This is a genomic window from Microbacterium sp., from assembly GCF_036277215.1.
Classification (GTDB): domain Bacteria; phylum Actinomycetota; class Actinomycetes; order Actinomycetales; family Microbacteriaceae; genus Microbacterium.
Genome location: NZ_DASUNI010000284.1, coordinates 1 through 11,635, shown reverse-complemented (window position 1 = coordinate 11,635; position 11,635 = coordinate 1). Strand labels below are relative to the sequence as shown.

General features: G+C 67.8%; 9 protein-coding genes and 1 pseudogene. 7 read left to right on the top strand and 3 right to left on the bottom strand.

Annotated features, from left to right (window positions below; genetic code table 11):
• Positions 1–186 precede the first annotated feature (186 nt).
• Genes VFX99_RS13980 through VFX99_RS13970 form a run of 3 tightly spaced genes read left to right on the top strand, consistent with a single transcriptional unit; the run spans position 187 to position 5,085 of the window.
• Positions 187–1,542: a carbohydrate ABC transporter permease gene (locus tag VFX99_RS13980; protein WP_414684394.1), complete on the top strand. Its 1,356-nt coding sequence runs from the start codon at positions 187–189 to the stop codon at positions 1,540–1,542.
• On the top strand, positions 1,539–2,516 hold the full coding sequence (locus VFX99_RS13975; protein WP_329666899.1) for a carbohydrate ABC transporter permease: 978 nt from the start codon (positions 1,539–1,541) through the stop codon (positions 2,514–2,516). Before VFX99_RS13980 ends, VFX99_RS13975 begins: the two co-directional genes overlap by 4 nt.
• 58 nt (positions 2,517–2,574) lie before the next feature.
• A complete protein-coding gene (locus VFX99_RS13970; protein ID WP_329666898.1) occupies positions 2,575–5,085 on the top strand; it encodes an HAD-IC family P-type ATPase in 2,511 nt (836 codons plus the stop codon).
• Here the strand turns inward: VFX99_RS13970 and VFX99_RS13965 are convergent.
• The 3 genes from VFX99_RS13965 to VFX99_RS13955 are packed head-to-tail and all read right to left on the bottom strand — an operon-like array spanning position 5,034 to position 6,936.
• Positions 5,034–5,471, bottom strand: coding sequence for a hypothetical protein (locus tag VFX99_RS13965; RefSeq protein ID WP_329666897.1), 438 nt, complete (start codon positions 5,469–5,471; stop codon positions 5,034–5,036). The two genes, VFX99_RS13970 and VFX99_RS13965, sit on opposite strands and share 52 nt — an antisense overlap.
• Before the next feature lie 58 nt (positions 5,472–5,529).
• Entirely contained in the window at positions 5,530–6,210 is a 681-nt protein-coding gene (locus tag VFX99_RS13960) for a DUF305 domain-containing protein (protein WP_329666896.1), read from the bottom strand.
• Between the two features lie 6 nt (positions 6,211–6,216).
• Positions 6,217–6,936 carry a DUF3105 domain-containing protein gene (locus VFX99_RS13955; RefSeq protein WP_329666895.1) on the bottom strand — a complete coding sequence of 240 codons (720 nt, stop codon included), beginning with the start codon at positions 6,934–6,936 and terminating at the stop codon, positions 6,217–6,219.
• Between the two features lie 260 nt (positions 6,937–7,196).
• On the opposite strand from VFX99_RS13955, the gene VFX99_RS13950 reads away from it, so the two are divergent.
• The 4 genes and pseudogenes from VFX99_RS13950 to VFX99_RS13935 form a co-directional block, all read left to right on the top strand.
• On the top strand, positions 7,197–8,606 hold the full coding sequence (locus tag VFX99_RS13950; protein WP_414684393.1) for a Bcr/CflA family efflux MFS transporter: 1,410 nt from the start codon (positions 7,197–7,199) through the stop codon (positions 8,604–8,606).
• 127 nt (positions 8,607–8,733) lie between these two features.
• Positions 8,734–9,396 (top strand): phosphatase PAP2 family protein, encoded by a 663-nt coding sequence (locus tag VFX99_RS13945; RefSeq protein WP_329666894.1) that lies wholly within the window; start codon positions 8,734–8,736, stop codon positions 9,394–9,396.
• A 9-nt stretch (positions 9,397–9,405) separates the two neighbouring features.
• Complete coding sequence (locus VFX99_RS13940) at positions 9,406–11,325, top strand: helicase HerA-like domain-containing protein (protein ID WP_329666893.1); 1,920 nt, start codon at positions 9,406–9,408, stop codon at positions 11,323–11,325.
• A 50-nt stretch (positions 11,326–11,375) separates the two neighbouring features.
• A pseudogene (locus VFX99_RS13935) lies at positions 11,376–11,635 on the top strand (hypothetical protein); the annotation flags it as partial.

The window sequence follows — 11,635 nt, the reverse complement described above, 5'->3', positions numbered from 1 at the left end:
TCGACGGCAAGGACACCGCCACAGTCCTGAGCGACATCCAGGCGGGTTACGAGAACTAGCAGCACGGCGACGAGCGGGGCCATCGACATGGTGGCCCCGCTCGCGCCGACCCAAAGCCTCCCTCGCGGAATGCGCGCCGCGGAGTGAGGCATCCAAGAGTCCAAGGACGCACTCGGAAGGGGATCCATGTCTGACGTGAAGGTGGAGACCGGGACCACGCCGGCTCCCAACAGATCGGAGTTGGACGCCGTGGAACGGCGCCAGCGAGAAAGCCGACGACACCGGACGACGATGCTGGTCGTCGCCGGCGGGTTCATCCTGATCGTCGCGCTGTTCCTCTTCATGGTGACCCGGCCTCCGCAGGAGGACCCTCGACCGGTTTCGCTCGGCTTCTCGCTGAACAGCTTCTTCCGGTGGCTGGGCGATCTGGGGCCCATCGTCCAGATCCCGATCGTCCTGCTGGCGTTCGGCGCAGTCGTCGCACTGATCCTGCTGCTCATCGAATACGCGCCGAGGGCCGGTCGAGGATACTTCTGGCTGCGCGTGGCAGCGTGCTTCATCATCCCGGTGGTCGCGTTCATGCTGCTGCGCCCGTATCAGGGCGCGGTCATCTACGTCGTCCTCATCGCGGTGATCCTGGGTGCTCTGCTCTTCTACGCAGACCTGCGGGCTCGCCAGGGTGCGGGCTATCTCTTCCAGCTCGTGATCTTCAGCGCGCCGGCGATCATCCTGCTGCTCATCGGCCTGATCTACCCGGCCATCGCCACCATCATCCAATCCTTCTTCGACAAGACGGGTGCGAACTTCGTCGGCCTCGAGAACTACATCTGGACCTTCACCAACCCCGAAGGCTTCTGGTCGGTGATCAACACGGTCATCTGGGTGCTCGTCGCGCCTACGTTCGCCACGGTGATCGGGCTGGCATATGCGGTGTTCATCGACAAGGCTCGGGGCGAGAAGGCTCTGAAGATCCTGATCTTCATGCCGTTCGCCATCTCGTTCGTCGGCGCGGGCATCATCTGGAAGCTGATGTACGACGTCCGTCAGGGAGAGCAGATCGGCCTGTTGAACGCTGTCGTCGTCGCCTTCGGTGGCGAGCCGATATCGTGGCTCGCCGTCGAGCCGCTCTTCAACACTCTGTGCCTGCTCGTCGTGTTCATCTGGAGTCAGACGGGCTTGGCGATGGTGATCCTCTCCGCCGCCGTGAAGGCCGTTCCGATCGAGCAGATGGAAGCGGCCGAACTGGACGGGACCAACGCGTGGCAGCGGTTCCGCAACGTCACGCTCCCCGGCATCCGGTCGTCGATCGTCGTGGTCGTCACCACGGTCGCGATCGGCGCGCTCAAGATCTACGACGTCGTCGCGGTGATGACGGGCGGTCGCTCCAACTCCACAGTGCTCGCGTTCGAGATGGTCAACCAGCAGCAGCGGTTCCAGAGCTACGGACACTCCGCAGCGCTGGCGGTCGTGCTGTTCCTGTTCGTCGTACCGCTCATCGTCTTCAACGTCATTCAGATCCGGAAGCAGAGGGAGATCCGATGACCATCGGCACCGTACCCATCGAGCCGCTCCCCGACGCGAGGACAGCGCGAGAGGTCGCCCGCGAAACGCGCAAGCACGAGAAGCTCGCGCAGAAGCGGCTCACCTCCAAGGGAGCCACGATCGCGGCGATCGTGATCGCCTTCTTCTGGACGATTCCCACTTTCGGCCTCCTCGTCACTTCGTTCCGCCCACCGGCCGACACTCAGACGTCGGGCTGGTGGACGGTGTTCACGAATCCGGACTTCTCGCTCGGGAACTACTCCGCGGCGTTGACCTCCGGTGGCACGACGCTGACCCTGGCCGAGTCGTTCCTCAACTCGCTGGCGATCACGATCCCCGTCGTGGCGTTCTCGCTGGCCGTCGCGTCGCTGCTCGCGTACGCGTTCGCGTGGATCGACTTCAAGTTCAAGAACCTGCTGTTCATCGGGGTGTTCGCGTTGCAGATCGTTCCTCTGCAGATGGCGCTGGTTCCGCTGCTGAGCCTGTTCTCACGCGGACTGACCATCAACGACGTGATGATCTTCCCCGGTTTGGAGCTTCGCGAGATCGACCACAGCTTCGCGACGGTGTGGATCGCGCACACGATCTTCTCGTTGCCGCTCGCGGTGTTCCTGTTGCACAACTTTATTGCGGAGATCCCGAGCGAGGTCATCGAAGCGGCCCGGGTCGACGGCGCAGGGCACGGCCAGATCTTCTTCCGGATGATCCTTCCGCTCGCCGCCCCAGCACTCGCGTCGTTCGCCGTGCTGGAGTTCATCTGGGTGTGGAACGACCTGCTCGTCGCCACGATATTCGCGCCGTCGTCTTCACTGCCGATGACTCAATCCCTGGCGGCCCTCTCGGGCACCTGGGGCAACCAGTGGTTCCTGCAGGCCGCGGGTACGTTCCTGTCGATCCTGGTGCCGCTGATCGTGTTCTTCGCGCTGCAGCGGTTCTTCGTGCGCGGACTGCTGGCCGGCGCGACGAAGGGCTGAGGTGACGGGAGGGCGGTCACGGCCGCCCTCCCGCTCCCGCCGCAATAGTGTGTCGTCCATGGATGCCGCACCCGACGTCGATGCCCGCCCGACGCCCGTCGATGTCGCGATAGGCCTCACCCAATTCCAGGTCGCCGAGCGCATCGCGGCAGGCAAGACGAACGCGTTCACCGCGGATTCGAGCCGCAGCGTCTGGAACATCGTCAGCGCCAACGTCTTCACGCTGTTCAACGCGATCGTCGGCGGCTGCTTCCTGATCCTTCTCGTGCTCGGCCGTTGGCAGGATGCGCTCTTCGGTCTGGCGGCGTTCGCCAACGCGATCATCGGCTGCGTCCAGGAGTTCCGCGCAAAGGCCAAGCTCGACCGACTCGCCCTTCTCAACGCGCCTCGCGCGCGTGTGCGCCGCGATGGGCAGGAGCTCGAGGTGGCGCCGGCGGACGTGGTGCTCGACGACATCCTCATCCTGCGGGCCGGTGACCAGGTTCCGGCCGACGCGCTGGTGCTCGGCGGACGGGCGCTCCAGATCGACGAGTCGATGCTCACCGGCGAGTCCGATGCAGTCGACAAGAATCACGGCGACGAGGCACTGTCAGGATCCGTCGTGGTGGCGGGTGAGGGCGATGCGCAGGTCACGCGTGTGGGCGCCGACTCGTACGCCAACAAGTTCGCCGACGAGGCGAAGCGCTTCTCGATGATCTCCTCGGAGCTGCGCACGTCGATCGACCGCGTCCTGAAGTGGGTCGGGTGGGGGATCGGGCCGATCGGCCTGCTCGTGCTCAATGCGCAGATGATGGTCGCCGGCGGCTGGGTGCAGGCGTGGGAGAGCGGCACCTGGGTGCAGGCGGTCGTCAACACCATCGCGTCGCTGACCGCCATGATCCCGCTCGGTCTGGTCCTGGTCACCTCGATCGCGTTCGCCGTCGGAGCCGCCAAGCTGGCGGGGCGCCAGGTGCTCGTGAACGAGCTTCCGGCCGTCGAGGGGCTCGCCCGGATCGACGTCATCTGCCTCGACAAGACCGGTACCCTCACAGGCGGCGAGATCGCCTTCGACGGGTCTCATCCGCTCGCCCGCTCGGCATCCGGGTGGGAGCGGACGCTGGCCTGGTACGGCGCCGCGCCGGACGCGAACGCCACCGCCCGGTGCCTGCGCGAGCCGTTCCCCATGACGGACCCGCCCCCCGCGCGGGCCTACATCCCCTTCTCGTCCGCCCGGAAGTGGAGCGCCGTCGCCTTCGCCGACGCGAACGGCACCTGGGTGCTCGGTGCGCCCGAGATGGTGTTCGGGGATGCCGCCTCCGATGGGGCCGGTGAGCTCGGGCGCACCGTCACCGAGCTGGCGTCGACCGGCCGTCGCACCCTCGTGCTCGCGCACTCCGACGTGGCGCTCACCGACGCCGACGTGGAGGCGGAGCTGCTCCCGTCGGATCTCGTCCCGGCGATCGTGCTCACATTCCGCGAGCAGGTGCGGCCGGACGCCGCGCACACGCTCGCGTACTTCAAGGCACAGGGAGTCGGTGTCCGCATCATCTCGGGCGACAATCCGCGCACGGTCGCCGCGATCGCCCGCGAGGTCGGTCTCGATGTCGTGACGGGGTACGACGCCCGCAAGCTTCCCGACGTCGACGCCGAGCTCGGGGAGATCCTCGAGGCCAACACGGTGTTCGGCCGAGTCACGCCCGAGCAGAAGAAGCGCATGGTGGTCGCGCTGCAGGGCCGCGGGCACACCGTCGCAATGACGGGCGACGGCGTCAACGACGCCCTGGCGATCAAGACCGCCGACATCGGCATCGCGATGAACTCCGGCGCCGCGGCGACGAAGGCCGTTGCGCGACTGGTGCTGCTGGACGGGCAGTTCTCGCATCTGCCGGACGTCGTGGCCGAGGGGCGGCAGGTCATCGCGAACATCGAGCGCGTCTCGATGCTGTTCCTCACCAAGACCGCTTACGCGACCGGCCTTGCGGTTCTGTTCGGAGTCCTCGTGCTGGAGTTCCCGTTCCTGCCGCGGCAGCTCTCGATCACCGACGGCCTGACCATCGGCATCCCGGCGTTCTTCCTCGCCCTGATGCCGAACTCGCAGCGTTACGTGCCGGGATTCCTGAAGCGCTCGCTGAGCTTCGCGATACCGGCGGGTGCGATCATCGCGGTCGCCTTGACGCTGTACACCCTGGGCGCGATGTCGCTCGGGGTGGACGAGGCGCAGCTTCGCACCGGCTCGACGATCATCCTCGCGGTCGTGGGCATCTGGGTGCTCACCGTGCTCTCCCGCCCGATCAACCGCTACAAGGCGCTCGTGATCGGGGCGATGTTCATCGCGCTGGTGGTGATCTTCACCATCCCGCTGTCGACCGAGTTCTTCCAGCTGGTCGATCCGGGCGAGGAGTGCGCGTATCTGGTCGCCGTCGTGACGGTCGTCACCATCGGTGCGATCGAGGTCGTGCGGTTCTTCCACCGCCGCTTCGTCGCGCGATCGCTCGCCGCGTGGGCAGCGAACGGACGGGTTGCCGTCGACACCCCCGATCAGGCGGTGGCCGCGGCCTCGGCCGAACCCACGGACGCGTCTCGGAAGTAGCGAGACCCGGGCGGCGCCCACAGCGCGATGAGGATGAACGCGTCCGCGGCCATCTCGACGATCGCGGACCAGTCCCACGCGTCGGTCGACACGATCGTGACGATTTCAAGGGTGACCGCGACGGCGAGGTAGATCGTCAGCAGCAGACGCGCGAACCGCCGCCCGCGCGCGACACCGGACGCGACGGCGAGGGTGAGCAGACCGAAGAGGATGATGCCCGCCCCAAGGAGGGACACCGGCAGCACCTCCGCCCGCTCCACCTGGTACCGGCTGAGGAGGATCAGGATGCCGATGGCCGCACTGGTCAGCCCGCCGATGTAGACGAGCACCACCGCGATCGTGACCAGGACCGGCCGGTGCCGTGCGGGGGCGGGAGTGGCGCTCACGCGTTCACTGTAGCGAGGAGCTCCTCGGCGGCGAGCAGAGTGGGTCGGTCGTCATCCGTCAGCCGCTGCAGCCGAGCCGCTGCTGGATGCTCTCCATCGCACTGATCTCTGCGGTCTGCGCGTTCTTCATGCTCGTCGCGACCGCCAGCACGCGCGGCTCCGAGCCCCGTTCGAGCACGGCCTCGGCCATCGGGATCGCGCCCTCGTGGTGGCGGATCATGAGCTCGAGGAAGAGGCAGTCGGCCGCGGCGCCAGTCGCGGCGCGGAGCTCGGTCAGCTGGGCATCCGTGGCCATTCCCATCGATGCGCGCAGCGCGGCATCGTCGAGAGGCTCGCCCGATGCGGCTTCGTGCTCGCCGTGGGCGCCTTCCGTATCCGCCATCCAGCTCATCAGCGGCTCTCCGGCCTGCGGCAGGCCCCATTGCACGAGCCAGTCGAACATCTCGCCACGCTGCGCGGACTGCCCGGTGGCGATGTCATACGCCAGCGTGCGCAGCTCGGTGTCGTCGGTGGTGCGGTAGATCTGCATCGCCATCTCGACCGCCTGACCATGATGCACCTGCATGTCCCGCGCGAAGCCTGCCTCGGCGGAGTCGTTCGCGGGAGCGGACGCCGACGCTGACACTCCGAACGTCGAGAAGCGCCCTATCGCGAACGCGAGCCCGCCGATCGCCAGGCAGGCGAGTACGACGAGAACCCAGCGCCGCGGCGCCGAGGCGGCGGGCGCTGCTCGACTCATCGCGGGCTACTGCTTGCCGGGAGCATCCAGCGCACCGGAGCACGACGCGTTCGGCTCGGGCGCGTTCTGGTTGCGCCAGTACGTGGTGAGGAATTCGGAGACACGCGGGTCATCCGCGGAGTCGAGCTTGAGCTGGGCGTTCCACGCGCTCATCACGATCGGCGAGTCGAGCCCCTCATAGGGGGAGAGGATGACGTAGCTCGACGGCAGCTGTGCGCGCACGGTGTCGAGGTCCGCATCGCTGACGGCGGCGGCGTCGTAGGCGACCCACACTGCGCCGTGCTCGAGGGAGTGCACGGCGTTCTCGTTCGGCACCGGCTGGTCGTAGATGCCGCAGTTGAGCCACACCGCGTTGTGGTCACCGCCCGCCGGAGGAGTCTGGTCGTAGTCGACGGCACCCTCGACGTGGTTCGAGGTGTGCTCGAACGTCTCGATGCCCTCGATACCGCTGCCGTCGCCGTTTCCAGGGCTCAGCGTGGGCGCTGCGGCCGGAGCGAAGACGATGGACGCGATGATCGCGCTGATGACGCCGATCACGACGAGCGTTCCGACCGTCCACCACACGAGCTTTCCGCGGCGGCGCTTGGCGAGCTGACGCTGGTACTCGGCCAGCTTCTCCTGGCGCTTCTGCTCGCGCTGCTGCTTGACCGTCTGGGCGATCTGGGCCTGTGTAGCCGGATTGCCGCTCGTCTTCTTGGCGGTCGGGCGCGGGGATGTCGGGGTCATGTGAGGGTGATCTCGGCTCGGACGCCCGCAAGGTGGGCTGCGATCTGGTGGTGTGACCATCTTATTCGAGCGCATGCGGCCGGGCCTGGGAGGCCGCCGACAGGGTGCGCGCAGGCCAGCGGCAGCTCACAGGGAGCGCGCGCCGGCATCCGGTATCATGGGGTGTCGAATCGATTCGGGACGGTTCGATCCCCCCAATGGCGCCTGAGCCGGTCCACCGGTGTCGACGCTTCCCGCCGCGCCGCCGAAACGAAACCACTGTGCTCGATACCGCGTCTACTCCCACCCAGCAGCCCATTCGCAATCCCGAAGCCGCGACGCCCTCCGCAACGACGCCGACCGCGCCCGAGTCCACGGCCGTGCCGTCCGCTCCGCGCCCGCCGGCTCTGACCACAGGTGCCATCCGCACGCTGGGCAGCAACCCCGCGACGGCGCCGATCATGCTCCACCCGGGCGATGCCATCCCGCATCGCCGCCGCGTGCTGTACATCGTCCTGCTCGGTGCGCTCACGGCTTTGGGGCCCTTCACGATCGATCTGTACCTGCCCGCCTTCCCGGTGCTCGAGACCGACTTCCAGACGACGGCCGCAGCGATCCAGCTCACTCTGACCGGAACGATGATCGGCTTCGCGCTGGGGCAGCTCATCGTGGGTCCTCTCAGCGACAAGGTCGGCCGCCGCATCCCGCTCCTGGCCGTGACCGCGCTTCACGTGGTGGCGAGCGTCGCCGCCGCCCTGGCCCCGACCCTCGACCTGCTCATGGTGGCCCGAGTCGGCATGGGCATGGGTGCGGCAGCCGGAGGGGTGGTCGCTATGGCGATCGTCCGCGATCTCTTCGGAGGCAAGCGCCTCGTCGTCATGCTCTCGCGGCTGGCGCTCGTCTCGGGCGTCGCGCCGGTGGCCGCCCCCCTCATCGGCTCGGCGCTCCTCGCGGTCATGCCCTGGCGGGGAATCTTCGTGGTGCTCTCGATCTACGGTGCGGTGATGCTCGTGTGCGCCATCTTCCTGATCCCCGAGACGCTGCCTCGCGCCCGACGGCATGACAGGGGCAGCACCACCATCCTGCAGCGCTACAAGAGCGTCTTCAGCGACCGGGTCTTCCTCGGTGTGCTCGTCATCGGCGGCATGTCTTTCAGCGGTCTGTTCTCGTACCTCTCGGCCTCGTCGTTCCTGTTCCAGCAGAGCTTCGGCTTCGACGCGCAGCAGTACGGGATGCTGTTCGCCGTCAACTCGCTCGGCATCGTCCTGGGCGTGCAGGCGGCCTCCCGCCTGGCGGCGCGGTTCGGCCCGCAATGGGTTCTCGCCGTTTCCACGGCCGTCCTCGTGCTGGCAGCGGCCGCCATCATCGTGTGCGACGCGCTCGGCTTCGGCTTCTGGGGCACGGTGATCCCGCTGTTCATCTTCATCACAGCGTGTGGATTCACCTTCCCGTGCGTGCAGGTGCTGGCTCTGGACCGTCATGGGAAAGCCGCGGGCACCGCCGCGTCCGTGCTCGGCGCGGTCAACTTCGGAGTGGCAGGGTTCATCTCGCCGATCGTCGGGTGGATCTCGCGCGACGCCGGCATAACGGCCACCAGCATGGCGACGGTGATGTTCGGCTGCGCGATCATCGGCGTCCTGGCGCTGTGGCTCATCGTGCGTCCGCGGACCGTGCGCCGACTCACCCCCTGACCCGGCGCAGCTCGTGCACCGGCTGCGGCCGGCACAGACGCGCCGCCCGCCCGGCGGGCCTCATATCATGCCGGAGCCGTTCGGCGCGCGAGCAGACGTCGGGGCCGGTCCCGGGCAGAATGGGGCGATGGAGCAAACGAACATCGTCAAAGTGGCTGGGCTGACCCGGACGCTGCTGTTCGTGGTGGGCGGGATCCTGATTCTGGCCGCGTGCGTACTCGGCACCCTGATCCTGCTGCTGCCCACCCCGTTCCCATTCGACACGTGGTGGAATTCGGTTCTCGTTCAGAACCCGATCATCTTCCTCACCGGCTTCGCGAGGGTGATGGACTGGATCGGCGGCGGGTGGTTCGGCGTCCTGGTGGTCCCGATCCTCGGCGCGATCGCTCTCATCCTGCTTCGGCGACCCTGGTCGGCGGCGTTCTTCCTGACGGCGGAGGCGGCCTCCGCGGGCGCGGTGCAGATCGCGAAGCACGCGTTCGGACGCGCCCGGCCCGAAGACATCATCGTCATCGTCGACTACGGTTCATTCCCCTCGGGGCATGTTGCGAATGCGGCCACTCTGGCGACCGCAGCGTTCATCCTCTTCCCTCGACTGTGGGTGCTGCTCATCGGTATCGCGTACGTGCTTCTGATGGCGCTCAGCCGCACCGCGCTGCACGCGCACTGGCTCAGCGACACCATCGGCGGTGCACTCATCGGCGCGGGCATGGTGCTGCTCATCGCGGGGGCGTTCGCGCCGCTGCTGGTGCGGGAGCGCAGAGACGTCCGGCAACTGAGCTCTCAGTAGGCTGAGCGCATGACCGCGCCAGACTGGCCCGATCCCGCCGTCGCCGCCGCCGGGGCCGAGCTCGCGCGGCTTCGTGCGGAGGCCGATGCAGCCGAAGCGCAGCTGCGGGCTGCGCAGGCGCGGGCGGCGCTCGCGGCTGCTGAGGCCGAGGCGGCGAAGGCGAGGGTGACGAGTGCGCAGCCGCCGACGCCGACGATCGCGGAGCCCGTCGACGCGACGCAGATGGCCGGTGGTCCTCTGGCGAGCTCGGGCACCCCTCAGACCGCGGTCGCTGAGCCCGTCGAAGCGGCGCAGCCTCTCGGCGGTCCCCTCGACGCCGAGCAGGTGCGGGCGGTGATCGCCGGCTATACGTGCGGCACGGAGACGCTCGACCTCGGCGCGCTCCTGAACGGCGCGGCGGTGCCCGAGGCGCAGATCCGCATCCCCCTCGCCATGATGAACCGCCACGGACTGGTGGCAGGGGCGACCGGCACCGGCAAGACGCGCACACTGCAGGGGCTCGCTGAGCAGCTGGCGGCGAAGGGCGTGCCGGTGTTCGCGGCCGACATCAAGGGCGACCTCTCCGGCGTCGCCACTCCCGGGGAATCGAGCGAGAAGCTTCTGGCGCGCACTACGGCGATCGGGCAGAACTGGACGCCCGCGGCATCCGTCACCGAGTATTTCGCCCTCGGCGGGATCGGCAAGGGCGTTCCGGTCCGAGCGACCGTTTCGGCCTTCGGACCGCTTCTGCTGAGCAAGGTGCTCGGTCTGAACGAGACGCAGGAGTCGAGCCTCGGACTCGTGTTCCACTATGCCGACGCGAACGGGCTGGCGCTGGTCGACCTCGCCGACCTGCGGGCCGTACTGAGCTACCTCACGAGCGACGAGGGCAAGGTCGAGCTCAAAGACCTCGGCGGTCTGTCGGCTGCGACAGCCGGCGTGATCCTGCGCGAGCTGATCACCTTCGCCGACGGTGGCGCGGACGTCTTCTTCGGCGAGCCGGAATTCGAGGTTCGGGAGTTCCTCCGCTCGGCGCCGGACGGTCGTGGGATCATCAGCCTGCTCGAAGTGCCGGGGGTGGCCGACAAACCGGCGCTGTTCTCCACCTTCCTGATGTACCTGCTCGCGGAGCTCTTCGAGATCCTGCCGGAGGTCGGCGACCTCGACAAGCCCAAACTCGTGTTCTTCTTCGACGAGGCGCATCTCCTCTTCAAGGACGCGTCCAAGGACTTCACCGCTGCGATCGTTCAGACCGTGCGCCTCATCCGCTCGAAAGGCGTCGGGGTCTTCTTCGTGACGCAGACGCCGAAGGACGTCCCGTCGGACGTCCTCGCCCAGCTCGGCTCGCGCGTGCAGCACGCCCTGCGCGCCTTCACGCCCGACGACGCGAAGGCGCTTCGCGCGACCGTGGGCACGTACCCGCGGTCGGGCTACGACCTCGAGCGCGTCCTGCAGGAGCTCGGCACCGGCGAAGCCATCGTCACCGTCATGAGCGAGGAGGGCGCTCCGACGCCCGTCGCGTGGACCCGCCTGCGCGCGCCGCAGGGTCTGATGTCACCGACCCCGGATGCCGCGATCGACGCGGCGGTGGCGGCATCCCCCCTGCTGCCTGAGTACGGAACCTCGATCGATCGCGAATCAGCCCGTGAGATCCTCACGGCGCGCATGAACGCCGCGAACGAAGCGGCCGCCGCGGAGGAGGCGGCGCTGGCGAAGGCGAAGGCCGATGCCGAGTTCGCCAGGCAGCAGGCGGCGATCGACAAGGCGAAGGCCGCTGCCGACAGGAAGGCGCAGGCGGAGTACGAGCGCCTGCTGAAGAAGACGTCCGGCACGACGCGCACCTCCCGTGTCGCCGAGAAGTCACCGCTCGAGCAGATCCTCGGATCGAAGTCGACGCAGACCATCCTCAACGGGGTCATCCGGGGGATGTTCGGCACGGGCCGACGCTGATTTACCTATTGCAATAGGTACCTTCGCTGCGCGAGGCGTAGCATGGCAACATGGCGACGAAGCCCCCGAAAGCAGATATCGACGAGGCTCACGTCCGCGTCTCCGGCCGCAAGAAGGTCGCGGTGGGCGTGCCCGCTGTGCTGCATGCGCTGCAGATCTCGAACGAGCAGATGGGCGTTCAGCGCACTGTTCAGACGCTGTTGAAGATCAATCAGAAGGACGGGTTCGACTGCCCCGGCTGTGCGTGGCCGGAGGAGGACAAGCGTCACATCGCGGAGTTCTGCGAGAACGGCGCGAAGGCCGTGGCAGA

Bases quoted from the DNA above. Each gene is read 5' to 3' on its own strand.
- VFX99_RS13945 (WP_329666894.1), top strand. From the start codon at position 8,734: ATGGAGCAAACGAACATCGTCAAAGTGGCTGGGCTGACCCGGACGCTG.
- VFX99_RS13955 (WP_329666895.1), bottom strand. From the start codon at position 6,936: ATGACCCCGACATCCCCGCGCCCGACCGCCAAGAAGACGAGCGGCAAT.
- VFX99_RS13960 (WP_329666896.1), bottom strand. From the start codon at position 6,210: ATGAGTCGAGCAGCGCCCGCCGCCTCGGCGCCGCGGCGCTGGGTTCTC.
- VFX99_RS13940 (WP_329666893.1), top strand. From the start codon at position 9,406: ATGACCGCGCCAGACTGGCCCGATCCCGCCGTCGCCGCCGCCGGGGCC.
- VFX99_RS13980 (WP_414684394.1), top strand. From the start codon at position 187: ATGTCTGACGTGAAGGTGGAGACCGGGACCACGCCGGCTCCCAACAGA.
- VFX99_RS13970 (WP_329666898.1), top strand. From the start codon at position 2,575: ATGGATGCCGCACCCGACGTCGATGCCCGCCCGACGCCCGTCGATGTC.
- VFX99_RS13975 (WP_329666899.1), top strand. From the start codon at position 1,539: ATGACCATCGGCACCGTACCCATCGAGCCGCTCCCCGACGCGAGGACA.